The organism is Duncaniella sp. B8 (assembly GCF_005304985.1).
Lineage (GTDB): Bacteria > Bacteroidota > Bacteroidia > Bacteroidales > Muribaculaceae > Duncaniella > Duncaniella muris.
The window spans coordinates 227,114-252,775 of the sequence record NZ_CP040121.1 but is presented as its reverse complement, the minus strand read 5'-3'; the positions used below and the strand labels follow the sequence as shown (position 1 = coordinate 252,775).

The 25,662-nt window shown below is 52.4% G+C and carries 19 protein-coding genes; 9 read left to right on the top strand and 10 right to left on the bottom strand.

The window, feature by feature from the left end; translation table 11 throughout:
- Positions 1-43: 43 nt before the first annotated feature.
- Together FDZ78_RS01180 and FDZ78_RS01175 are read left to right on the top strand one after the other, a co-directional pair.
- On the top strand, positions 44-787 hold the full coding sequence (locus tag FDZ78_RS01180; RefSeq protein ID WP_172480175.1) for an ABC transporter permease: 744 nt from the start codon (positions 44-46) through the stop codon (positions 785-787).
- Positions 784-1,566 (top strand): ABC transporter ATP-binding protein, encoded by a 783-nt coding sequence (locus FDZ78_RS01175; RefSeq protein WP_107030982.1) that lies wholly within the window; start codon positions 784-786, stop codon positions 1,564-1,566. The genes FDZ78_RS01180 and FDZ78_RS01175 overlap by 4 nt, the downstream gene beginning before the upstream one ends.
- Before the next feature lie 45 nt (positions 1,567-1,611).
- Here FDZ78_RS01175 and nrdG read toward each other — a convergent pair whose 3' ends face one another.
- The 4 genes from nrdG to FDZ78_RS01155 form a co-directional block, all read right to left on the bottom strand.
- Positions 1,612-2,088: an anaerobic ribonucleoside-triphosphate reductase activating protein gene (gene nrdG / locus FDZ78_RS01170; protein ID WP_107030981.1), complete on the bottom strand. Its 477-nt coding sequence runs from the start codon at positions 2,086-2,088 to the stop codon at positions 1,612-1,614.
- 34 nt (positions 2,089-2,122) lie between these two features.
- A complete protein-coding gene (locus FDZ78_RS01165) occupies positions 2,123-4,330 on the bottom strand; it encodes an anaerobic ribonucleoside triphosphate reductase (protein ID WP_107030980.1) in 2,208 nt (735 codons plus the stop codon).
- A gap of 214 nt (positions 4,331-4,544) precedes the next feature.
- Positions 4,545-5,189 carry an HAD family hydrolase gene (locus tag FDZ78_RS01160; protein ID WP_123399058.1) on the bottom strand — a complete coding sequence of 215 codons (645 nt, stop codon included), beginning with the start codon at positions 5,187-5,189 and terminating at the stop codon, positions 4,545-4,547.
- A gap of 46 nt (positions 5,190-5,235) precedes the next feature.
- The gene (locus tag FDZ78_RS01155; protein ID WP_107030978.1) at positions 5,236-5,532 is read right to left on the bottom strand and encodes a Dabb family protein; all 297 of its coding nucleotides are present in this window, start codon (positions 5,530-5,532) and stop codon (positions 5,236-5,238) included.
- Between the two features lie 494 nt (positions 5,533-6,026).
- Here FDZ78_RS01155 and FDZ78_RS01150 point away from each other — a divergent pair, with 494 nt between their 5' ends.
- The 6 genes from FDZ78_RS01150 (at position 6,027) to FDZ78_RS01125 (ending at position 16,241) form a co-directional block, all read left to right on the top strand.
- Positions 6,027-6,617 (top strand): DUF3575 domain-containing protein, encoded by a 591-nt coding sequence (locus FDZ78_RS01150; RefSeq protein ID WP_123399060.1) that lies wholly within the window; start codon positions 6,027-6,029, stop codon positions 6,615-6,617.
- 21 nt (positions 6,618-6,638) lie between these two features.
- Positions 6,639-8,066 carry a DUF3868 domain-containing protein gene (locus FDZ78_RS01145; RefSeq protein WP_136408842.1) on the top strand — a complete coding sequence of 476 codons (1,428 nt, stop codon included), beginning with the start codon at positions 6,639-6,641 and terminating at the stop codon, positions 8,064-8,066.
- A 172-nt stretch (positions 8,067-8,238) separates the two neighbouring features.
- Positions 8,239-9,996: a fimbria major subunit gene (locus tag FDZ78_RS01140; protein WP_136408843.1), complete on the top strand. Its 1,758-nt coding sequence runs from the start codon at positions 8,239-8,241 to the stop codon at positions 9,994-9,996.
- Positions 9,997-10,268: 272 nt separating this feature from the next.
- The gene (locus tag FDZ78_RS01135) at positions 10,269-11,309 is read left to right on the top strand and encodes a FimB/Mfa2 family fimbrial subunit (protein WP_205746904.1); all 1,041 of its coding nucleotides are present in this window, start codon (positions 10,269-10,271) and stop codon (positions 11,307-11,309) included.
- Between the two features lie 44 nt (positions 11,310-11,353).
- Positions 11,354-12,805: a hypothetical protein gene (locus FDZ78_RS01130; RefSeq protein ID WP_136408844.1), complete on the top strand. Its 1,452-nt coding sequence runs from the start codon at positions 11,354-11,356 to the stop codon at positions 12,803-12,805.
- Positions 12,806-12,821: 16 nt separating this feature from the next.
- Positions 12,822-16,241 carry a DUF4906 domain-containing protein gene (locus tag FDZ78_RS01125; protein ID WP_136408845.1) on the top strand — a complete coding sequence of 1,140 codons (3,420 nt, stop codon included), beginning with the start codon at positions 12,822-12,824 and terminating at the stop codon, positions 16,239-16,241.
- A gap of 225 nt (positions 16,242-16,466) precedes the next feature.
- Here FDZ78_RS01125 and FDZ78_RS01120 read toward each other — a convergent pair whose 3' ends face one another.
- The 6 genes from FDZ78_RS01120 to FDZ78_RS01095 all read right to left on the bottom strand — a co-directional run bounded on the left by FDZ78_RS01120 (position 16,467) and on the right by FDZ78_RS01095 (position 23,236).
- Positions 16,467-17,486: a sugar kinase gene (locus FDZ78_RS01120; protein WP_124075482.1), complete on the bottom strand. Its 1,020-nt coding sequence runs from the start codon at positions 17,484-17,486 to the stop codon at positions 16,467-16,469.
- 59 nt (positions 17,487-17,545) lie between these two features.
- On the bottom strand, positions 17,546-19,057 hold the full coding sequence (locus FDZ78_RS01115; protein WP_124075483.1) for an FAD-dependent oxidoreductase: 1,512 nt from the start codon (positions 19,055-19,057) through the stop codon (positions 17,546-17,548).
- Entirely contained in the window at positions 19,054-19,818 is a 765-nt protein-coding gene (locus FDZ78_RS01110; RefSeq protein ID WP_124075484.1) for a sulfide/dihydroorotate dehydrogenase-like FAD/NAD-binding protein, read from the bottom strand. The genes FDZ78_RS01115 and FDZ78_RS01110 overlap by 4 nt, the downstream gene beginning before the upstream one ends.
- Before the next feature lie 44 nt (positions 19,819-19,862).
- Positions 19,863-20,783, bottom strand: a complete 921-nt coding sequence (gene kduI, locus FDZ78_RS01105) for a 5-dehydro-4-deoxy-D-glucuronate isomerase (RefSeq protein ID WP_107030969.1) — start codon at positions 20,781-20,783, stop codon at positions 19,863-19,865.
- 86 nt (positions 20,784-20,869) lie between these two features.
- Complete coding sequence (locus FDZ78_RS01100) at positions 20,870-22,291, bottom strand: PTS galactitol transporter subunit IIC (RefSeq protein ID WP_124075485.1); 1,422 nt, start codon at positions 22,289-22,291, stop codon at positions 20,870-20,872.
- Between the two features lie 150 nt (positions 22,292-22,441).
- Complete coding sequence (locus tag FDZ78_RS01095; RefSeq protein WP_107030967.1) at positions 22,442-23,236, bottom strand: gluconate 5-dehydrogenase; 795 nt, start codon at positions 23,234-23,236, stop codon at positions 22,442-22,444.
- Between the two features lie 291 nt (positions 23,237-23,527).
- Between FDZ78_RS01095 and FDZ78_RS01090 the strand changes: the two genes are divergently transcribed.
- Complete coding sequence (locus tag FDZ78_RS01090) at positions 23,528-25,543, top strand: fructose-1,6-bisphosphatase (protein WP_107030966.1); 2,016 nt, start codon at positions 23,528-23,530, stop codon at positions 25,541-25,543.
- Positions 25,544-25,662 lie beyond the last annotated feature (119 nt).

Here is a 25,662-nt window from a genome sequence, read left to right as displayed (position 1 = left end):
CCTTTGCCGAGGTAAATGTAATTTTCAACCTCTTGACATGGTTATAACCGACTCACTCACCACTTTCGGGCAATACTGCCTCTTCATAAACAAGATATTTTCGGTTCCCGACCGCTGGAAGACGTTTTTCAGACGCACCTTCTTCGAAATCACCAAACTTGGCGTGGATTCCATTCCGCTGGTGATAGTGATCTCACTGTTTATCGGCGCTGTGATCACCATCCAGATGCAGCTCAACATTGTCTCTCCCCTCGTTCCCTCCTACTCCACCGGTCTTGCCACCCGCGAGATCATCCTGCTGGAGTTCTCCAACTCCATCCTCTGTCTGATCCTTGCCGGCAAGGTTGGCTCGAACATCGCGTCGGAAATCGGGACAATGCGAGTGACAGAGCAGATTGATGCACTTGATATCATGGGCATAAATTCCGCCAACTTCCTTGTTCTGCCGAAAATAGTAGGCTTCCTTGTCTATATGCCCATACTGGTGATTTTCTGTATTTTCACATCGTTCCTCGGCGGAGTGCTGATCTCGATTTTTACAGGCATCATCCCGCTCAACCGCTTCATCTACGGCCTGCAGACTATGTTCGTAGAATGGTACGTGTGGTACGGACTCATTAAGTCGCTCTTCTTCTCCTTCATCATCACTTCCGTCTCAGCCTACTATGGCTATTTCGTCAAAGGCGGCGCTCTTGAAGTCGGAAAGGCTTCAACCAACGCCGTCGTTGCTTCCAGCATTCTGATTCTGCTGCTTGATGTCGTACTGACAAAACTCCTACTGCAATGATCGAAGTAAAGAATATAACCAAATCATTCGACGGCAAGACCATCCTCCATGATGTCAGCGCCAGATTCGAAACCGGCAAGACAAACCTCATCATCGGCCAGAGCGGTTCGGGCAAGACAGTCCTCGTCAAATCGCTCGTGGGCCTCATACGCCCGGAGAAAGGCGAAATCCTTTACGACGGACGCGACCTGATGAAGATGGACACCAACCAGATCAAGGACCTGCGCAAGGAAATCGGCATGCTCTTCCAGGGTTCGGCCCTCTTCGACTCGGAGACCGTGCTCGGCAACGTGATGTTTCCGCTCACCATGTTCACATCCATGACTCCGGCCGAAATCAAAGACCGCGCGCAGTTCTGTCTTGAGCGTGTGAAACTGAAAGGTGCCGACTCGAAATATCCGTCGGAAATATCAGGCGGTATGCAGAAACGTGTGGCCATAGCTCGCGCCATAGCCCTCAACCCCAGATATCTTTTCTGCGACGAACCAAACTCAGGTCTCGATCCGAGAACCTCGATAGTGATCGATGAACTTCTGAGTGACATCACCCACGAATACAACATCACCACCATCATCAATACCCACGACATGAACTCGGTGCTCGGCATCGGCGAGAACATTATCTTCATCAACAAGGGCCACCGCGAATGGGTTGGTGACATGCACCAGATCTATCAGACGTCCAACGAGGCCCTCAACGAATTCGTTTTCGCCAACGACCTCTTCCAGAAAGTCCGCGCCTACGTAATCTCAAACGCCAGCGACCGGCAGCTGAAGTAAACCCCGGCCACCCTGTAACGGAACCAGGCTATACAGTCTCTGTATTTACCACTCCCACTCGACAACATTGCCGACCGCAGAGCGTGCCACATCGACCAGCCGCTGATTGGCCGAGCCGCGAAAAAGCAGATGCACATCGCGCTGCGCCTCGATGAAAGGCCCGTCGACAAGCACATCGACATATTCAAGCAGACGCCTCATAGGCTCATTGCCCATGACAGCCTCATAGCTGAAACCGGAATAGCACCAGATGCTCTTTCCGGCTTCTTTTATTCTGGCGGCAAGCGGTATCAGCTGCTCGGCGCTATACATCGGATCGCCGCCGGTCAGAGTGACATCGAAATCATTTTCTATCACTTCGAGCATCACCTCATCGATGCTCATCTCACGCCCTGCCCCGAAATTCCACGACTGCGGATTGTGACAGCCTGGACATCCGTGAGAGCAACCGGCCACATAGATGGCCGTACGAAGTCCGGGGCCGTCAACCGACGTCCCCGGAACTATATCGAGAATTCTCATTCTGAAAAAAATCTGTCTGTATGAAAAACCGTGATCACTTGTGGACTATGCGGTCATTGAGTTCCGCCAGTTTTGCATTGTTCCAGCGGTCAGTGGTGCCGACAAGATAGCCGGTGATGCGCTGCAGGCAGTCGATATTGTGACTGTGGCAGCAGGGGCATTCTTCAAGCGACTCCTGGGCATCCTCATATCCGCAGTCCATGCAGCGGTTGCGGTTATGATTTACCGAGCAGTAGCCGATGTTGTACTTATCCATCAGATCAACGATATCGCTGATCGCCTTAGGGTTGTGGGTGGCATCGCCATCAATTTCCACGTAGAAAATGTGGCCGCCGCCGGTCAGTTCGTGATACGGAGCCTCGACCTTGGCCTTATGGCGCGGCGAGCAGTGATAGTAGACAGGCACGTGGTTAGAGTTGGTGTAGTAGATCTTGTCTGTGATGCCGGGAATCACGCCGAACGATTTGCGGTCGCGTGAAGTGAATTTTCCTGACAGACCTTCGGCCGGAGTGGCGAGCACAGAGAAGTTATGCTTATACTGTTCGCTGTAGTCATTGACGCGCGAGCGCATGTGTGACACGATCTTCAGACCTAACTTCTGCGCATCCTCGCTCTCGCCGTGGTGCTTCCCGGTCAGGGCTATCAGACATTCGGCCAGGCCGATGAAGCCGATGCCGAGTGTGCCCTGGTTGATCACGCTCTCGATAGTGTCAGTCGGGCTGAGTTTCTCAGCTCCGTTCCACAGACGCGACATAAGCAGCGGGAACTGCTTGGCCATAGCCGTCTTCTGGAAATTGAAACGGTCACAGAGCTGACGGGCGGTGATATCAAGAACATCGTCGAGTTTTTCGAAGAAGCGTCTGATGCGTTCATCCTGATCAACTATATTCATGCACTCAATTGCAATGCGAACAATGTTGATTGTAGAGAAACTGATGTTGCCGCGGCCAATCGAAGTCTTTTCGCCGAAGCGGTTCTCAAACACTCGTGTGCGGCAGCCCATCGTGGCTACTTCATACTTATAACGCTCCGGATCATTGGCATCCCACTTCTCATGCTGGTTGAATGTCGCGTCGAGGTTCACGAAGTTCGGGAAGAAGCGGCGCGCTGTCACCTTGCAGGCAAGCTGATAGAGGTCGTGGTTGCGGTCGCCGGGCAGATAGCTGACTCCCTTTTTCTTTTTCCAGATCTGAATGGGGAAAATGGCTGTGGCTCCGTTGCCCACACCTTCGTAAGTCGAGTTGAGAAGCTCGCGGATGATGCAGCGTCCCTCAGCCGAAGTATCTGTACCGTAATTGATCGAGCTGAACACAACCTGATTTCCGCCACGCGAATGAATGGTGTTCATATTATGTATGAAAGCCTCCATGCTCTGATGCACACGGCTCACAGTCTGGTTGACGGCATGCTGTTTCCAGCGCTCGGTGCCGGTCATACCTTCAAGCGGAGCCTTGATATAGTCCTCTATTTCAACATCGTAGAGCGCCGACAGATCCTCCCCGCTGAGGTCTTCGAGTTTCTTGACTTCTTCTATATATGAATATCTCACGAAAGGAGCGAGGTAGAAATCAAATGCCGGAATGGCCTGACCGCCGTGCATCTCATTCTGGGCTGTCTCAAGTGAGATGCAGCCTATGATGCTGGCCGTCTCGATGCGCTTTGCCGGACGCGACTCGCCGTGGCCGGCCACAAAGCCGTATTTCAGTATGCGGTCCAGCGGATGCTGTACGCAAGTAAGGCTCTTGGTTGGATAATAGTCCTTGTCATGGATATGAAGATAGCCATTCTGCACAGCCTCGCGGGCTTCGGGCGACAGAAGGTAGTCATCGACGAAAGGCTTGGTTGTCTCGCTGGCAAATTTCATCATCATGCCTGCGGGCGAGTCCGTGTTCATGTTGGCATTCTCACGGGTGATGTCGTTGTTTTTAGCCTCGATGATTTCCAGAAACATGTCGCGGGTCTTTGCGCGGCGGGCTATCGAACGCTGGTCGCGATAAGCGATATAGCGCTTGGCCACTTCCTTGCGGGGCGATTTCATGAGTTCAAGTTCCACACGGTCCTGAATCTCTTCAACCGTCATTTGCTCGCAGCCGATCATTCCGATCCGGTCTGTGATGCGTGAAATCAAGGCTTCGTCTTCTCCCATCTCTGTGGTGAGCATTGCCTTGCGGATTGCAGCCTTTATTTTCTCTTCGTTGTAGCCCACGACGCGACCGTCGCGCTTTACCACTGTCTGTATCATCTGATTTTTGTTTTGAGGGGGAATATTGTTTTTTGCAGGTGTTCTTTTTAGTCGTTTTTGACACTGCAAAGATAGGCATAAAAAAAGAAAAGTCCAACATAAAAGTTAGACTTTTTATATCACACCGTATGCCGTTTTGGATAACTTTCTGTATTTTTAAAATTAGCAATATATTATATATCAGCAATATACATGTTCATTTTGGACAACTTTACTAATTTTTAAATTCATAAAAATCAACAAAACGGAGCAATTCACCCAAATTTTCTATCTCGACTGACGGTCGGTTTTCTTCCGGAAAATCAGCCGGATCAGCCTGCGTGATATTCTCGCCGTTGCCGCCCCTCCGGAAACCTACCGTAGTCCAGCCGAGACGGTTAGGCGCAATAAAATCTTTCGCCGGGTTGTCGCCGACATAGACATAAGCCCCCCTGCCTTCTGTACGGTTCATAATGGAGCGGAAAGCACGGCCCGACACCTTTTCTTCCCCCACCTCTTCAGAAATCATGATCAGGTCAGGACTGATGAAACGGGCAAGTCCGAGAGCCTCTATCTTGTGGCGCTGAGTGACGCTGCGACCATCGGTCACCAGCCCCAGAGTGTGGCCGGTGCGAGCAAGACAACTCAACACATAGAGCGACATCCAGGGCAATCTGATGTCCGGGTTATGATTTCTGTAGAGACCGATCACGTCGGACACCGGCAGACCGGTAGAGTCAAAAGCCTCGCGCGGGTCTGCAGCCGCAAGCATGGCCGGCAACAACCCGCGGCCATATTGGCGCGCTATCGTCCTATAGGCCGATCTCACGAACTCCATCTCCGGATAAAGCGTATCATCCAGATCGAAGACTATGACCATTCCACTGCCTTTGTCAGTTCCGGCACCTTACCCAAATCCGGACTTATCATGAGAAATAATAATCCACACAGGCCCGTGCCTCCTTATGAGCACCGATTATCGAAGCCGCTGCAACGTGGGCCGGGTGCCTGGCATAAACCATCACATCATCCATAGTCGGAACCACAGCAGTAAGCACCACATCCCAGTCTTCCGACGGATTTTCATTTATGCCGACCTCCATCGAGCGGAGCACATCAATCTGCGCCGGGAGTTCCATCAGCGCATTTCTGAAACGTTCGGCAACCTCGCGGCGTTCTTCCGCGGTGCCCTTAAGTTTGAAGCTTACTATATGTTTTACCATTGCCAATAAAAATTGTATAGTATGATTGTATAATATATATGTATATTATAATATAGGTATCAGTGTGATTTTGCCGGTTTGCAAACCGACATCCAAAATTAGCCATTTCCCGCGACCCGGACAAATAAAACGCACCTGAAAAATCACTTGCGTGATTCGTTGGTAAAAAAGCAGAAAATTCGCACTTATTTTTCCATTTTTTATTGCAGATTTAAAAGCAAATTACTACTTTTGCTGTTGAAAATGAGTTTCCAACGAAACCGTTTCATGACACACATCACAGTTATAGTCGCATTTTAGTATAGTAGTAACACGTTTATGCCACGTAACCAGTTGGCTTATAGTAGTATCGCCAAAAGTGCTGGGGTTTATTCTCCATGCCCTTGAATTTCTGCGCCTGACTCATCAGTGAGACATTCGCAGGTGCTTTTGTGCGCCTACATCTGACACTGCCCCGCCGGCATAAGCAATAGTAACAATTATATAGATTATCTATGTTGCCGATCAAAAGAGTATTGCTTGCAATCATGATGATTGCGAGCTTGTTCGAAATGTCGAAAGCTCAGGATCTTGCAGTCAAGACCGACCTTTCGTCTGATATCTTCACCAACATAAACATCGGAGGTGAAGTTGGCCTCGCTCCCAAATGGACACTCGACCTCTCCGGCGAATTCAATGCCTGGACATTCAGCGACAACAAGCGCTGGAAACATTGGTTCGTGCAGCCCGAAGCCCGCTACTGGTTCTGCGACCGCTTCGCAGGCCACTTTGTCGGCGCACACCTCCACGGAGGCCAGTACAATGTCGGAGGCCTTGACATGGGCTTCTCCATGCTCGGCACCGATTTCGGCAAACTCAAAGACTACCGCTTTCAGGGATGGTTTGTCGGCGCCGGTGTGGCCTACGGCTATGCCTGGGTGCTCGGACGTCATTGGAACCTCGAAGCGGAGATAGGACTCGGATATTCCTACACCCGCTACAGCCAGTTCAAATGTGCGGGATGCGGCAAGAAGCTGAAATCAAACCGCCCTCACAACTACTTTGGCCCGACAAAAGCCGCAATCAACGTAGTGTACGTATTTTAACCCTGTCAAAAACGCACTGAAATGAAATTTCCCGCCTTTCACATATCCGCAGCCATCATCCTCGGCCTTTCGGCCGGCACATCGGCAGCCGAAACACGCACCATTCCGGTAGGCGTCAGCGTGGACCACGCCTCACTCCAGCGCCACGGCGATTATATGAACGTGGATCTCTCACTCGATTTCAGCAAACTCCGGGTAGAAAGCAACCGCGCGGTGCTGCTCACTCCGAGCATTATCAACGGCTCCGACACCCTCAAGCTCCCCGCCGTAGGCATCTATGGCCGTGTGCGTTACTATCAGTATCAGCGCAACAGCCCAGGCATGATCTCAGGCGCAGACGAGACCGTGATCCGCGCATCAGAACTCCCTGACAGCCTGCACTACTCACAGATAATCCCCTATGCCGACTGGATGAACGGCTCTTCGGTCTACCTTGACCGCTCCGACTTCGGCTGCTGCCGCAAACTGCTGGCCGAAGCTCCATTCGAAGGCCCTTACGGCTATTTCGGCTACTTCACTCCGAAATGGGTCTACGTGCGCCCGCAGGGCAACGGCGAGAAACACCGCGAACTCTCCGGTTCGGCCTTCATTGACTTCCCAGTCGACCAGACCGTCATCTATCCCGAATATCGCCGCAACACCACCGAGCTGGCCAAGATCCAGGCCACCATCGACTCTGTGCGCGGTGACGGTGACGTGACCATCACCCGCGTGTGGCTCAAAGGTTTCGCTTCGCCCGAAAGTCCCTATTCCCATAACCGCGACCTTGCCATCGGCCGAACCGCCGCACTCAAAGACTACATCCAGAAACTCTACCGCTTCGACTCTGGCATCATAGCCACCGATTTCGAGCCTGAAGACTGGGCCGGTCTCAAAAAAGCCGTTGACGGATCAAACCTCCCCAACCGCACCGAAATCCTCGCCCTCATCGACTCCGACATGGAGCCTGACGCAAAAGAGGCCCGCATCAAGAAGCTCTATCCTGAGGACTACCGCTTCATGTTGCAGACCTACTACCCCGCCCTGCGCCACACCGACTACCGCATTGAATACAACATCCGCACCTACAGCGATGTCAATGAGATACGCCGCATCATGAAGGAACAGCCGCAGAAGCTCAGCCTCAACGAGTTCTATCTCTTAGCCCAGGACTGCCAGCCCGGCAGCGAAGAGTTCAACGATGTCTTCGAGACAGCCGTGCGCATGTATCCATCAGACCCCGCAGCCAACCTCAACGCAGCAGTCTGCGCCCTCGAACGCGGTGATCTCGACCATGCTGCCCGCTTCCTCGACAAGGCAGGAACTTCAGAAGAAGCCGAATACATCAGAGGTGTGCGCGAAGCCTTGAAAGGCAACTACTCAGCCGCCCGTGCATACTTTGAAAAATCGTCCTCGATCCCCGAAGCGGCCGACGCCATCCGCCAGCTTGACAAACTCAACGCCCGATAGGCAAAATATGCTTGCCTAAGGTCCTCCTCCACGCTCGCCTCTATCTTCTCTCCACCGACATCAGACAATAGTCACAATAACCTGATTTTTCAACCATCCATTCAATCACACATTTCAAAACTACACAGATTCATTAGTAACAAATTAAAAACCAATTCAATAATCAATCACAATGAAGTTTAAAAGCTTATTTCTGACAACAGCCGCAGCAATGGCGTTTGCTGCCTGTTCAAGCGACGAACCCGCTAAAAACGGCGGCAACGGAAACATCGACGGCGAAGGTGCAACCATGTACCTGACCGTCAACATCACAGATGCCAACACTGTAGGCCGTGCCGAAGAAGGCGATCTCGTTCCCGGCGATCCCCAAGAACATGTTGTTAACACCGCTCACTTCTTCTTCTTTGACAAAGACAAGATGTTTGTCACCGAAGCCAGCGTCTGGAGCCGCGGTCAGTCAGGTGACTTCGAGGACCACAATGTTGAATTCCAGAGCAACAACGTGCTTGTTCTCAAGAATCTCACTAAGAAAAACCTTCCCAAGTATCTCATCACTGTTCTCAACGCCACTCCCGAACTTCTTGCATACGTCCGCGCGACTCCCCGCACAATGGAAGAAGTGCGCAATTACACTCTCCAGTGGAAGAACGGCGAATCATTCGTGATGTCTACTTCAAGCTTCAACGGCGGTGCAAGCGCTTTCCCCGGCCAGTATGACAATGCCGTCTACTATGCCAACCTCATTCAGGAAAGCAACCTCAAGACCGAACCCGTTGACGTCAACAATGTTCCCGCCTCTGACGTTGTCAAAATCTACGTTGAGCGTCTTGCCGCCAAATACACCATCGACCTCCCCAAAGGCAATCCTTTCCCGGTTGATGTTACAATCGCCGGTCTCGACAACGACAACAACAATAACGTCGAGTTAGGTGCAGAGCGCGTTTATGTAAAGATCGAGAACTTCGGCGTGACCGGAACTGAGAAAGAATCATATCTCGGCAAGAACCTCGACGGCCTCACCGGACTCTGGAACACATGGAACATCGCCCAGCTCCACCGCAGCTACTGGGGCAAGTCTGTAAGCTACGACGATGCCAATGCAGTACTTGACCGCCCGACTTTCAGCGAGGTCAACACCGACCTCACCAAGCCCGTCTACTCAAACGAGACCACCAAGGATTTCACCCTGATCCGCAACGAGAACAACGTGCTTACTCCCGCAGCTGTCACCAACATCGTCTTCACCGCTACTATCTATGCCGACAAAGAAGCCAAAACTCCCCTTGATCTCATCCTCTTCAGCGGTGTCTACTACAAGAAAGACCAGTTCGTTCCCTACATCCTCAACCGCCTGAACGCCACCAACCAGCTCAACTACTGGATCAAAACCGGCAGCGAGACCGAAACCAACCCCGACGGCACTCTCAACCGCGACAACTACACTCAGGTAAGCGCTAAGAATGTCGAGCTCGCCAAAGACGGCGCAAGCACCGGTATCTTCAAACTCGTGCCCAACATCGGCGCTGACACTCAGCTCTACGCCATCAACGGCAACACTGCTACTGCAGTAGAGACTTCAGCTTTCGAAACCGCGCTCAACACATTCTTCACCAACGAGAAGCCTATGGCCTACACCGGCGGTGCAAGCGTTTACTACGTGCCTGTTGAACACCTCCTCGGCAAAAATGCCGGTTCCGGTGAAAACTATGACTACACAGTGAGCGAAAACGGCCAGTATGGCGTTGTCCGCAACCACTGGTATCAGATCGAGGTAGGCAAAGTCTTCCGTCTCGGCCAGGGCGTATTCGATCCCAGCGACAACAGCACTGAAGATCTCATCCCTGACAATCCCTCAAAAGAAACCTTCGGCATGGCTGCTAACATCAGCATCCTCTCCTGGAAGGTTGTCAAGCAGAGCGTAGACCTCTGATACTGACAGTCATCACATAGAGAATATTATCAACCACCTTGAAAGGTGCGGGGCCGTGCGGAGCCCCGCTCAGTCCCGCACCTTTTCCACTTTTTTCTCTCCCCGCACTCAACACCGAACCCTCTCCCCCTCTCTAAACCCGAATACAGCCATAGCGCCTCTCACCTCTTCTTCAACCCGACACTGACGAGAGGATCTCACCGATCCTCCTCACTATACATACTCTCATTCAAAGAACCAATCGCTTTATAATGCCATTCACGGATTGTAAAATGAAACCTGATACAAAACTCCGCCGTCTCAACCTGCGAATCGCCGCAATCATGCTCTCCGCACTGTCACTCGCCAGTTGCAACGGAGTCATGTATGACGAAGAAGGAGACTGTGACCCTCACTACAAGGCACGCTTCATCTTTGACATGAACATGCTCTATGCCGATGCCTTTTCAAAGGAAGTCAACGCCGTAACCCTCTACCTGATCGATCCCGCCACCGGCGACATCGTATGGCAGAAAAGCGAACGCGGCGACCGGCTACGCCAGGACGGCTATCTGATGGATCTCGACGTGGCCCCCGGAAGCTATCAGCTACTGGCCTGGTGCGGAGAAGGACGTGACGAACATTTCGCCATTCCGGCCGATGCAAGCCACCACACCCAGCTCACCTGCCGCCTCAACCGCGAATATGACCCTGTCACCGGCGCCGCCCTCTCCCGCAAAGACCTCAAGAGACTCTACCACGGCAAGACCGATGTCAAGATTTTCCCTGAAGAGGAGGGCACATACATCTACAATGTTGAACTCATTAAAAATACCAACGATGTCAACATTGTGCTTCAGCACCTCTCCGGCGAGATCGTAAAGGAAGGCTACACCTTCACCATTACCGATGCCAACGGCTCGCTTGACTGGGACAACTCCATCATGCCCGACGAGGAAATCACCTATCAGCCCTGGCAGGTACTCGCCGGAACAGCCGGAATCGAATATCCTGAAGCCGACGATGTGCCCGTCATCACCACCATGAGCGCCTGTGTGGCCAATCTCACAGTCTCACGCCTGATGGCCGACCGCAGCAACGACATGCGCGTCAAGATCTACAATCCATCCGGCGAAAAAATCGTAGACATTCCACTTATCCAATATGCCTTGCTCGTGCGCGGACGCTATGAACACACGATGACCGAGCAGGAATATCTTGACCGACAAGACAAATATGATCTCGTGTTCTTCATCGACGAAGGAAACCGCTGGGCAGACTCCTACATCTACATCAACAGCTGGATGGTTGTACGCCAGTCTTCCGACCTCTAAAGGACTCCATTCTCTATTCCACACGCAAGACAATTCGACACACAATGTTTAACAAATACACTGCAAGTTCAATCCGGACACTCCTCGCCCTGCTGCTGTCGGCCGCAGCCTTTGGATTTGCCGCCTGTTCCGAAGGATCGGATGATCCGGGTGGAACGGACGGCACGGGCGGTGTCACGGTTGAACATAAAATAGGTCTTTACCTGCAGACAGGATCCGACCTTGCATCACGCACCACTCCTTCGGGTGACTATGACCGTGGCGCCGGCTATGAAAACTACATTGACATAGCGGGCGGCGACCTGCTCGTGGCCCTCTACGGCACAGATGACCGCTGGATAGCCACAGTGAGAAATCCCGTGGTCACTCCCGTCTCAGAGACATTAAGCTCCAAGACATATCTCCTCGAATTCAAGGTCAGCGGAGATATCCGCGATGCTCTCGGCTCTTCATTCAAAGTGCTGGTGCTTGCCAACTGGCATCACCGCTACCCCGATCTCGCAGAGGCAGGCTCGCTCCAGGCTCTGTTCGACATAGTCTCCACCGCCGACTACTGGATCGACTACTCCGCCGGACTTCCATCATGGGATCTCACGGCTGCCGACAAGATAGCCATGTTCGGCATCAGCCAGTATGACAACGTCAGCCTGCGTCCCGACATGGCCGCCTATCTCGGTAATCTACATCTGCTCAGAGCCTTGGCAAAAATTGAAGTCTGGGACAACTCAGACAGCGCCGACGAAATCGAATCTGTAGCCCTCACGCGCCACATCACCAGAGCCGTGCCGATGCCCAAAGGTGTCACACATCAGAACCACTATGTCAAAAACGACTATCAGAAAGACTATGTGCTCTACCCCTCGCTTCCCGCAGGCTCCGGACTCTATCCCTATCCAAATGAAAGTTCCGAGCCGCTTCCGCTGGTGAAAAATCCGGCTGACGGCCACTACACGGTCTACGTGCCCGAATTCCCTAACTCTCAGAGGGGGGAGACTGACGCCACCCGCGCCCGTCTGAGGATCAGATACAAGGAATATAACGCCCGTGACTATTTCATAGACTTCAAATATTACAACGATCCGCCGGAAGGAGCCGCTGCAGGCGACTATTTCGACCTGCTGCGCAACTACTGGTATCAGTTTGAAGTCCGCAAACTGGCCGAACACATCAATGTGGAAGTCCAGGTGGTCCCCTACTCCCATGTGCCCCTGAAACCCGGCTTCGGCATAGGCATTCCCAAGGAACTCGTGCCCGTCTATGATGACAACGGCAACCTGATCTGTTATTTCAACTCAGAAAACGGCAACTATTACGACACCGATGCCACTACAGTGATCAAAAACCCATTCCTCATCGAAGGCAACCCCAAGGATCCGGCCACAGGCTGGGACATTGTGCGCGACGACAACGGAACCTTCCGCTACTTCCGCGATCCGGCCACCGGCAAGTGCTATGATGCCGATAGAAACGAAATCCCTGATCCAGACAACAATTAGGACTATCAATCCAGCAATGAAATCCAGACACTTCAACACATATTATATATGGCTTCTTCTTCTCCTCTCAGGAGTGACGGCTTCATGCATCGATGATTTCGACCGCCGCGCCGACGTGTATGTCGAGGGCACGGCTGACATTGCCGTAGAGCTGTCATACGAAGCGGAGTCTTCACGTTCGCTCAACTCCCGCGCCTATGAGGGCGGCGAGGCTGGCGACCGGATCAAAAACATATCATCACTTGTGATGCTCGTCTATAAAGGCGACAATCTCTACGGACGTTATGTGGTGGTCAGCGACGGCTCCGAACCTGTCCACCCCGACATCTCCGAAGTCCGCAACCTCAATGACCAGGACAATCGCCTCGACCCTGACGAAAGTAACCTCACTGACAGCCGCACCGGCAAAGTGACTTTCAAACTGCAGCTCGAATCAGGCAAGGATTACCACATCTATGCCGTGGCCAACATGGGTACCCTCCGCGAGGATGAATATCAGACAGCCATACAGACACGCGACGGTCTGAAAAGCATTTCCCGCTCCTGGGACGTAACTTCGCTGGCCAACAACAGCGAGATGTTCGGCATCTTCTCACTCAGCCCCGACCGCGAGGCATCTGACAGCTCTCCGCTGGTCATCTCTGCCACCACCTCGCAGCTCCACTGCTGGGTGCGCCGCCTCGCGTCAAAAGTGACAGTAGCCTTTGACGGCTCGGAACTTTACAACGACGTGCAGGTCTACATCACCGACATCTATCTGAAAGACATCCCAAAGACATGCCTGCTCGGCAAGCCGAACACCGCAGGCGAAGGGAGTGAAGTCTCTGCCGACAAGCGTCATGACATTCCCAACGGCGTCTACGAGGACGGCGGCAGGATCACCGTGCAGAGACTGCCCGATGACCCTAACTCCATCATCCCCGAAAACTGCCTGCACGTCTGCAATGACGCCCACAGTTTCCTCGGAGCCTACGGCAACAGTGATCAGAACGATGTCATTGACGCTACCCACGCCAATACTGCTCCCTCGCTCTTCTTCTACGAAAACATGCAGGGCACAGGCAAATCAAAGCAGCAGGATGCCATCAACAATGACACCAAAGAACCGGGAAGCGACAATAAGATCGACTTTCCAAATCCCGACATCGACACCGAAGGCTCCGGCTGGAAAGACGAGAAACCTTTCGGCACCTACGTGGAAGTGAAAGGCTATTACCGTTGCACCACGGCCGACGGTCATGTCAGCTCAGGCCCCATCACCTACCGCTTCATGCTCGGCCAGAACGTCACCACTGACTATAACGCTACCCGCAACACCCACTATCAGCTGACCCTCGCCTTCAAAGGCTACGGCAACGATGCCGACTGGCACATCGAATATCAGGAAAAGCGCGGTCTCTACGCCACTTCTCCACAGTATATCTCCTATCTCTACGACAAAAAGATGGTTACAACCATCAAGGTTGTCGGACGCATGGAACCGGGGACCAAACTCAAAGCTCATATCATCGATGTGGGTGATACGGAATACAATCCGGACAGCATCTCACTCTGGCGACCCTGGGGCGACGGTTCAAAGGCATTCCCCAAAGTAAAAGGCACTATGAGCGCCGAATGGCCTTCTATCAAATATTATTATGAGAATGCCGTATATGGTGACGGACGCCATCAGGCTTTCCTCTCGCTCCAGCAGACCCGCCTGACGCAGATTCCGCCCCCTGACGGATATGAAGGCCAGCCGTCATGGAATGTGCCGTTTGCCAGCGCGCTCAAGAAAAGTCAGGATTACTACAAAGAACACAGCATCGGCGACCGCGAATATGAGATAGGCAACGACTCATCGGATGACCTTCAGGAATTCGGTTCAAATACAACCGATGGCAACGGACAGCACACTGTGATTGTCAGCAAGCGCAATCTCCGGGGCGAGCCGACAGAGCGCATCTTCAAGATTCCGCTCTACACCCGCGCCAAGGAGCTGGTGACCCGCACAGGTTTCTCCGGCAACAACCCCTGCTATTCCTATCCGCGCAAGCAGAAAGTACGCTTCACGGCCTCAATCTGGAAAGACGAGATCAATGCCTATGCCGACACCACTTTCATTCTCGATATAATTCAGGTGCGACGCATCCTCAATCCGAATGGTGTCTGGCGCAAGTCAGGTAGCACCGAGGACTTTCATGTGACTCTGCTCCGTCTGACCGAAGACAAGGATGACTCAGACTTCTCATCGTTCAACTCTGAAGGCGCCTGGAGCGCGGAGGTCATCGCCGGCAACGGAGTGGTCACTCTTTCGTCAACCCGCGAAGGCAGCGGTGACGACACCGCCCCGCAAGTCCACGTGAAGCGCATTCAGGGAGCCACCGAAAAGCCTATCGACTTCAAAATCAACTTCACCGGAGCCGACGGCTGTGCGATTGTGCGTGTGCGCTACCACAACTACACCTGCGAGCATGACATCTTCTGCCGCGAGGGCTATGACCCGATAGCCTTACGCGAGGGCAATGACAAGAACGGGGAACCGTATGCAAAATGGAGCTCGTTCAATGTCGATCACTTCGAAAACGGCAAAGCCATAATGACCAACTCGCCGCTTGACGAAGGCTCTCTCTTCCGCCGCAAAAGTAACATCGCCATAACCTCGGCTAACAATGCGAAATATCCGCGTCCGCGAGGCGACAACCGCTATGCGCCGGGCAATTTTGATGTCATTGACGCTTCCGGCAAGGCTACCACCATGTCATGGGATCAGACCAAGGGTGACTGGACTTCAGATCATACCTGGGATATCACAAACACTGACTACCAGATAGCCACCATTGAAAACTACTTCCAGCTCATGTCTGAAGGCAATGAGACAAATGACCTCTCCTTCCCTATCAGCAAAGCCTATGGAATTGTCTATGGCGATGGAGCCCGTGAAGTGAAAACCAAACGCTCCGATGCCTACGGCTATCTCAAAACAGCTGACGGAAAGTCGGAAAAGGGCATGATCGGTGTGATTGTCTACAACAACCAGACGGCCGCCCAGATCTTCTTCCCCCTCGGCACCGAAGGAGTCGGACGACGGAAAGGATCTGGAACTCCAGACGGTGCCGCAAACTGGCAAGGGAAATGGGACCCAAATCCGGCCAACAGAGACTATCCCGGAACTCTGCGATATAGTAGCCGAAGCGCTTATTACGGCTTTAGAACCACAGCCGGTTTCAGTGATGTTGACAATGTCAAATACCAGCCGATGTTCTATGACCTATACCGTCGTCCGGGAGCTGTCTACTGGGCTTACAAGTGGTATTCAGACGGCAATACCGGCTTCAACCATTCCTCGGCCTTTGACATGAACTTCTTCACGATGGGCTTCGAAGGTTTCCAGAACGGAGCCGCAGCCAAAGCCGAGACTTCCGATGCCTGCTTTATCCGCCTCGTCAAGAAATAAGCTCCTCTCCGCTTAAAGCCACTTACTTTTCATATATTGCCTGTAACGCCGATGTAAGCCAACATCGGCGTTACTATTTCATCATCTCCCATCCGGGCAGACAATAGAAAAATCATAAGAAAGTGAAATCTCCTTCATAGCCCACCACAAAAGCAACAAAAAAGCGTCCCCGGTCTCGATTGACCAGGGGCGCTTGTGTATATTTGATCAAAAAGTTCTTAGTGATCAGCGCTGAACGCGACCGTTGGCGTTACCGCCGGCGAGTGACATAACTTCGTCTACTGTAACGAGGTTGAAGTCACCGGGGATAGTGTGCTTGAGAGCAGAAGCGGCTACTGCAAATTCGAGAGCCTCGCCCTGGGTCGGCATGGTGAGCAGACCGTGGATCACACCGCCTGAGAAAGAGTCGCCACCACCTACGCGGTCGATGATCGGGTTGATGTCGTAGCGCTTGCTTTCATAGAATTCCTCACCGTTGTAGATCATAGCCTTCCAGCCGTTGTGAGTAGCTGAGAATGATTCGCGGAGGGTAGAGATGACATATTTGAAACCGAATTCCTTAGCCATAGCCTTGAAAATGCCCTTGTAGCCTTCGGCATTGGTCTCGCCGCCTTCAACGTCAGCGTCAGGTTTGAAGCCGAGGCAGAGTTCGGCGTCTTCCTCGTTGCCGATGCAGACATCAACGTACTGCATGAGAGGACGCATGATAGACTGAGCTTTTTCTTTGGTCCAGAGTTTCTTGCGGAAGTTGAGGTCGACAGACACAGTCACGCCGTGACGCTTTGCAGCCTCGCAGGCAAGACGGGTGAGTTCGGCAGCCTTGTCGCTGATAGCGGGAGTGATACCGCTCCAGTGGAACCAGTCAGCACCTTCCATGACAGCATCGAAGTCGAAATCTTCGGGATCAGCTTCTGAGATGGCAGAGTTTGCGCGGTCATAGATCACCTTTGAGGGACGCATCGAGGCACCGGTCTCGCAGTAGTAGATACCTACACGGTCACCGCCACGGGCGATGTGATCGGTGTGGACACCATAACGGCGGAGTGCGTTGACAGCAGCCTGGCCGATTTCGTGCTTGGGGAGTTTTGAAACGAAGTAAGCGTCATGGCCGTAGTTGGCACAGCTTACAGCCACGTTGGCCTCGCCGCCACCCCAGATGACGTCAAAGTTATCTACCTGCACAAAGCGATTGTTCCCTTCGGGGGAAAGGCGAAGCATAATCTCGCCTAAAGTTACAACTTTCATAATTTAATAAGTATGGTATTTAATTAGGTAAAATTTGATGATTTTCTATATTCTTGCATTCAGTCGAGACGTGTGTTGCGGATGATCTGCTCGAAAGCCTCGGCCATCGACTTTGCAGCCTTGCGGCCGTCGCCCATAGCGAGGATCACGGTGGCCGCGCCTCTGACTATATCGCCTCCGGCATAGATCTCCGGTGACGATGACTTCATTGACGAACCATCGACAAGGATATTTCCGTTACGCGAGAGATCGACGTCAGGGAGTGAGACAGGCGGGTTAGGCAGGAAGCCTACGCAAACCACAGCCAGATCGACCTCGACATCAATAATGTCGCCTTCGACCGGCACCGGAGTGCAGCGGCCCGATTCGTCAGGCTCGCCAAGCTCCATGCGCTGGAGTCGGACTGCCTTCAGCAGACCATTTTCATCGGCAATATATTCAAGCGGATTGTGAAGCGTAAGGAATTCGGCTCCTTCTTCCTTGGCATGACGCACCTCTTCCTGGCGTGCCGGGATCTCCGACTCGCCGCGGCGGTAGATGATCATGGCCTTCTCGGCTCCCAGACGCAGGGCTGCGCGCACGGCATCCATCGCGGTGTTGCCAGCACCGATGACTGCCACTCGTTTCTGTTTCAGAGTAGCCACGTTCTGACCGTAGATTTCATGCTGGCTGAAATTGACGCGGATCAGATATTCATTGGCGGTCATGACACCAGGCAGGTTTTCACCCGGAATGCCCATAAACCTGGGCTTTCCGGCACCGGTGGCCACGTATATGCCCTTGAACCCCTGCTCCTGCAGATCGTCATAGGAAAGAGTCTTCCCGACAAAGGTATCTTTTACAAATTTCACACCAATGGCGCGAAGCTTTTCAATTTCGGCATCAACCACATGATTAGGCAGGCAGAACTGCGGAATTCCATATTTCAGCACACCGCCGAAACAGTCAAGCGCTTCGAACACGGTCACATCGTAGCCGCGTTTGGCCATATCGCCGGCAAAAGCGAGTCCGGATGGGCCGGAGCCGACAACCGCGATCTTTATGGCGGCAAAATAAGAAGGGGCCTGCACTGCCGGAGCCGATGACTGCCGGGCTACAGATTCATCAAGTTCACGGTTATAGTCGGCCACGAAGCGTTCGAGATGGCCGATGGCCACCGGCAGCTTTTTCATCTTGTTATAGATGCAACCGTGCTCACACTGCTTTTCCTGCGGGCAGACACGTCCGCAGACAGCCGGAAGCACCGTGGTCAGCGAGAGCACTTTCAGGGCCTCGCCGAAGTTGCGCCGTTCCACATTCTTTATAAAGGCCGGAATATTGTTTGAGACCGGACACTCTTTCATGCAGCCTGGATCCGGGCAGTCGAGACAACGGCGCGCTTCAAGAACCGCCTGTTCGGTAGAAAGGCCCTGGTTTACCTCGTCGTCGCAACGGACGCGATAGGCGGCATCCATCTCAGGCATTTTGACCCGCGGCACAGCTGTGCGCTCTCTGGTCGTGAAACGCTTGCGCAGTTCTTCACGCCACCCGGAATCGCGGGAAATCAGATTGTTTTCTTCGATTGTTGTCATACGAAATGGCGCTGGCGGTTTTGCAGTTGGTCAAAATCAACATGATGCGCGTCAAAGACAGGCCCGTCAATGCATGTCAGCATACGTTTGCCATCGACCATGACGCGGCAGATGCCGCAAAGGCCCACTCCGTCAAGCATCACCATATTGAGAATGCAGCGGGTGGGAATCTGTCTGACACGTGTGCACTCGGCAATAGCTTTCATCATGGGAGTCGGCCCGGTTATAACGGTCAGATCCACTTTCTCATCAGTGAGCACCCTGTCAATGAGTTCCAGAGTAGCCATCTCTTCAGAAGAATGGAGAATCACGTCGCTGTAAGGCTCGACATTAGCTCTGAGGCACGAGGTTTCCGAGGTAAATTCCGAAAGGATTGTCACCACTCTGTTGCCGGCCTGCTTCAAAGCTTTGATCACGGGGATGATGGGCACGAAACCTACACCGTCGCCACAGCAGACCACAGTACCGTAGTTTCTGATCTCGAACGCCTGTCCCAAAGGACCGAGCACATCACCAATCCGGTAATCTTCGTGGAGCGAACCGATCAGGTCGGCCAGACGGGCACCCTTGTGGATTATAATGGTGAATGTGCCGTCGGCGGGAGAGGCATCGACGATAGTAAACGGGATGCGGGGGCAATCAGGAGTGAAACGTACCATCACGAAATGACCGGCACGGGCCGAGCGGGCGATAGAAGGGTTTTCTATCACCACCTCGGCCGTGTATTCCGAATGCCGGACTATTTTCCTGATTATATTCATATATTCAGTCAAGATTTCTAAAATCTTCAGAGTCTGCTCTGAAATTATTCCATCTGAAGGTAAGTGATCTTGTCCATGTCGCCATAGTCAAGATTTTCGCCGCCCATGCCCCAGATAAACATGTAGTTCGAAGTGCCTGCGGCGGCGTGGATCGACCATTCGGGAGAGATGATGGCCTGTTCGTTGTGGAGCCATACGATGCGGTTTTCCTGAGGCTCGCCCATGAAGTGGCAGATGGCGTTGCCTTCGGGCACGTTGAAGTAGAAGTAGGCCTCCACACGGCGGTCGTGGGTGTGGGCGGGCATTGTGTTCCAGACGCTGCCGGGCTTGAGCTCGGTGAGACCCATCTGAAGCTGGCAGGGACCTTCTTCAAGCACATTGTTGACAATGAGCTGATTGATCACGCGGTCGTTGCTCTCTTCCATTTTGCCTGCGGCGAAGGAATTGGCTTTGAGAGAACCCTTGCGGCCGTCGATGGTGATGAGCTGGGTTTTGTATTCCTTGTGGGCGGGAGTTGAGTTGAGATAGAATTTAGCGGGTTTCGAAGCGTCCTTGCTGCGGAAGGTCACGTTTTTCTTGCCGCGGCCTACATAGAGCGCATCCTTGAAGTGGAGTTCATATTCCTTTCCGTCGACAGTCACTATGCCGTCGCCGCCGATGTTGATCACGCCGAGTTCGCGACGCTGAAGAAAGTAGTCGGCTTTCAGGGGGTCGATGGTTTCAAGAGTCATTTCCTTTGCCACTGGAATCACGCCGCCATAGACCAGACGGTCATATAGGCAGTAGGTAAGGTTGATCTTGTCTTCTTCCATGACTTTCGGCATCATGAAGTGAGAACGGAGCTGCTTGGTGTCATAGTGCTTCACGTCATCGGGATGGCAGGCACGGAGTATTGTGTAATCGGTCTGTGCGAAGCCACTGAGAGATACGCTCATAAGTGCAAATGCAGTTAATAATTTTTTCATATTCGTTAATTGCTTTTTATTCTTTGGATAATTTCAGCCTGCGCCACGGAGACTTATTTCAGATGCCGGGCGTGTGCTGAATGTTTTTATTCAGTTGTCTGGATCTTTTCTGAGTTTCTGGCGATCATGTCGCGCTGGTTGCGGATGATCAGCATTCGGTTCCACACCATAAGGCCTGAGGTCATGAGCACAAGCAGTCCGGCACCAATCCATTTGAGATTTTCGGTACACTGGTAGATTACCCATGCAAGCGGGCTTGAGGCGAAGTCGAGGCTACCGCCATCGAAACCGGCGGGAATAGCCACAGCGGCATCACCGGTAGCGGCAAATACGTCCTTGGCTGCAAGAGTGAATGCCGGCGCGAGATTGGTCACCATATAAAGGCCCATAGTCAGCACTACCAGGCCGATGATAAATGTCTTGACAACGTTGCCCTTGGTGAAAGGCAGCACGAGGGGGAATACATAGAACATGCCGGCCAGCGATGCAAGCGGCAGGAACTGGTTGCCGGGAAGAACGACGGCAAGAAGGAGGGTCACCGGGATGAGGAGGAGCGAAACCACAAGTGTGGTCGGATGGCCAATCACAAGCGCGGGGCTCATGCCGATGTTAAGGCCGTCGGCGCCTTTGAATTTGCGGGCAATGAGGCTGCGTGTAGCATCGCTGATAGGCTTGAGGCCCTCGATGAAGAGGACAGTTACACGGGGGATAAGTTCCATGACGGCACCCATCTTGATTCCGAGTCCGAGGATGTAAGGAATCTTGTCGACGATCTCGGCCCATGTTTTGCATGTGAGACAGCCGATGACTACACCCACAACCACACCGAGGAACAGAGGCTCGCCAAGCAGGCCGAACTTCTTTTTCATGCCTTCGGCATCAATTTCGAGCTTTTCGATGCCCGGAATCTTGTCGAGCCCCTTGTTTATGAGCCATGCGAAAGGCACAAAACCGCCGCAGAAGGGCTGTGGGATCGAGATGCCGTCCATGTCTTTGTAGAATGACTGGAATTTTTTGGCAGTCATGTCGGCGATGATCAGGGTGATGATGTAGCAGATGATGGCACCGAAGAAGCCCCAAACGAGTGATTCACTGGCAAAATAAATCACCGCACCGATGAAGGCGAAGTGCCAATAGTTCCAGAGGTCGATGTTGACAGTGCGTGTTGTCTTGGTAAGCAGCATAAGCAGATTGACGCCAAGACAGACTGGGATGATGAACGCGCCGACGGCAGTGTTATAAGCCACTGCGGCAGCGGCGGGCCAGCCCATGTCAAAAACTTTAAGCTGAAGGTCATAGATCTTGACCACAGTGTCAAGCGCAGGACCGAGAGCGGAGGTGAGAAGAGCGGTGACAATAGAGAGGCCGATGAAGCCGACACCGACTTTGAGGCCCGATTTAAGAGCATCGCTGAACCTGATGCCGATGCAGACGCCGAGAATCGTGAAGATCACAGGCATCATGACAGCCGCGCCAAGTCCTATAATGTAAGAGAATACCTGTTCCATTTAAACAGTTGTGTGATATTGATTGGATTTTTATTCAGAGAGCAGAGGCCATAAATACACCTCTGCCCTCTTTGATAATATTGCATCAGCTGTTGCCATCGCCTACACATATATTATATATATTCAGGCGGATGGACAGACACCAGACTCTTATTTAGGCTGCTTGCCGATGTAAGCGAGAATACCGCCGTCAACGTAGAGAACGTGGCCGTTCACGAAGTTGCTGGCATCTGAAGCGAGGAACACGGCAGGGCCCATCAGGTCTTCGGGAGTACCCCAGCGGGCAGCCGGAGTCTTCGAGATGATGAACTGGTCAAAGGGATGACGCGATCCGTCCGGCTGGATTTCGCGGAGAGGTGCAGTCTGGTCAGTGGCAATATAGCCGGGGCCAATGCCGTTGCACTGGATATTGTGTTCGCCGTATTCAGAGCAGATATTGCGGGTCAGCATCTTGAGTCCACCCTTTGCGGCAGCATAGGCCGACACTGTCTCACGACCGAGCTCACTCATCATAGAGCAGATGTTGATGATCTTGCCGTGGCCTTTCTTGATCATTCCGGGGATAACAGCCTTGGCGCAGATATAGGGAGCAATGAGGTCTACGTCGACAACGCGGCGGAAGTCTTCTACGTTCATTTCCTCCATCGGAATACGCTTGATGATACCGGCGTTGTTGACAAGAATGTCGATTGTGCCGACGGTTGCCTCTATGTCAGTCACCATAGCTTTGACGGCTTCTTCGTCAGTAACGTCGCAGAGATATCCTTTAGCGTCGATTCCAAGTTCTTTATATGCTTTGAGACCGCGGTCGACAGTTTCCTGGCGCGAACAGTTAAAAACGATTTTAGCCCCTGCTTCGGCATATGCCTGAGCGATAGCAAGACCGATTCCATAGGCTGCGCCGGTCACAAGCGCTACTTTGCCTTCAAGTGAAAAATTTACCATATTAGCGTTGTTTATCTAAGGTTCTATATGATATGTATCTATAAGTTTTTACATGGTTCCGTGAAGAAAATTCGGCGTAAAATTAGCAATTTTAACACGATCCCACAAATTAAAGCACTTAAAACTTCTAAAATCCAGAAAATTGGGACTTCCTGTCATAATAGCTGAACTTTTTTGTCACACCAATGGGACTTTTTCAACTTATTTATGTTACATTTGTAGACACTCACCACTCTCCATTCAACGCAAACAAGGGATAAGAACCGATTCTAAAACCACAACAGCACGACTATGTCGCCAATTGACAGCAAAACCAACGAACGGCAAGTTGAAAATGACCGCCGCATACTCGAACTGCTCGCGCAGACATTTCCGAATATCAGCGCCGCCAGCACCGAAATCATAAATCTTGAAGCCATATTAAACCTGCCGAAAGGCACCGAGCACTTTGTGGCCGACCTCCACGGAGAGCACGAAGCCTTCCGCCACATTCTGAAAAACGCTTCGGGAAACATCAAGCGCAAAGTCACCGACCTCTACGGAACCTCAATGCGCGAAAGCGAGATACGCCAGCTTTGCTCTCTCATCTACTATCCGGAAGAGAAAATGCAGATTGTGCACTCGACAGAGGAGAACATGTATGACTTCTACACCATCACCCTCCATCAGCTCATCAGAGTGTGTCAAAGCGTATCGTCGAAATACACCCGCTCCAAAGTCAGGAAAGCCCTTCCGAAGGAATTTGCCTACATCATCGAAGAGCTTCTCCACGAATCAAGAGGAGAATATGACAAGCAAGGCTATTTCAACCGTATTCTGGAGACAATCGTGTCAACAGGTCAGGCCGACGCATTCATAGTGGCACTATGCAAGGTGATCCAGAAACTCAGCATCGACCAGCTTCACATTCTGGGGGATGTCTATGACCGTGGTCCGGGCGCTCATCTGATCATGGACACTCTCTGCCACTACGGCAACTGGGACATACAGTGGGGCAACCATGACATTCTCTGGATGGGCGCGGCGGCCGGAAACAAATGTTGCATCGCCAACGTGATCCGCGTCTCACTCCGCTATGCCAACCTCACCACTCTTGAAGACGGCTACGGAATCAATCTGCTGCCGCTTGCCACAATGGCTATGGAAACCTATGCCGACGATCCATGCATTGAATTCGCTCCGAAAGTCGATGCCGAACAGACCGAGCACCCTGAAAAGGCTCTACGCCTGATGGCCCAGATGCACAAAGCCATAGCCGTAATCCAGTTCAAGCTCGAAGGGGCTATGACGCTGAAACATCCGGAATGGGAAATGACAGGCCGCAATCTGCTCCACCGCATAGATTTCGAAAAAGGCACTGTCAACATCGATGGTAAGGACTATGAAATGTCTGACATGAACTTCCCGACAGTCGATCCGGCAAATCCCTACCGCCTGACAGAGGAAGAAGAGGAACTGATCAACAAACTGCACCATTCATTCACGGTTAGCACCGGACTGAAACGTCACATATCATGCCTGTTCAGTCATGGCTGCATGTATGGCATCTATAATTCAAACCTACTGTTCCATGCCTCCATGCCGCTCAACGCCGACGGCTCTCTCAAAGAAGTCATGGTCAACAGACAGAAATACCGCGGACGCGAGCTCTTCCATCAGATAGGAATGCTCGTGCGTTCGGCTTTCAACGACGATACCCCTCCGGCCGACAAGGACTATGCGCGCGACTATTACTGGTATCTCTGGTGCGGCCCCGACTCCCCGCTTTTCGACAAGAGTAAGATGACCACCTTCGAACGGTATTTCATCAAAGACCCCGAAGCCCACAAAGAGGAAAAAGGCCACTACTACACCCTCCGCCAGAAAGAGGAGGTCTGTGACATGATTCTCGACGAATTCAAGGTTGAAGGCTCACAGCGCCACATTATCAACGGCCACGTGCCCGTGCGCGCCAAAAAGGGAGAAAGTCCCATCAGGGCCAACGGCAAGCTGATGGTGATCGACGGCGGTTTCGCCAAAGCCTACCACAAGACCACCGGAATAGCCGGCTATACGCTGATCTACCACAGCAGCAACTTCGAACTGGTAGAGCACGAACCGTTCATCTCCGAAGAAGAAGCCATCAGGAGCGGCACAGACATTGTACGCTCAACCAAAATGGTCGAGCAGACCTCGCAGCGCATCCGTGTGCGCGACACCGACAAGGGAAAGATACTCCAGAGCCAGATCGATGAGCTGACCGAACTTCTCTATGCTTTCCGCCACGGCATCATCAAGGAAAGCAATGCTGGGAAGATAGTCCTCTGACACCGCGGGCCGCCCGACCTCAGACCGGAACATTACGGCAACACATATATAGCACAGGAGCCGGATTAATCTGCAATCCGGCTCCTGACTTATATATACACATTATTAGAACTCTCAAC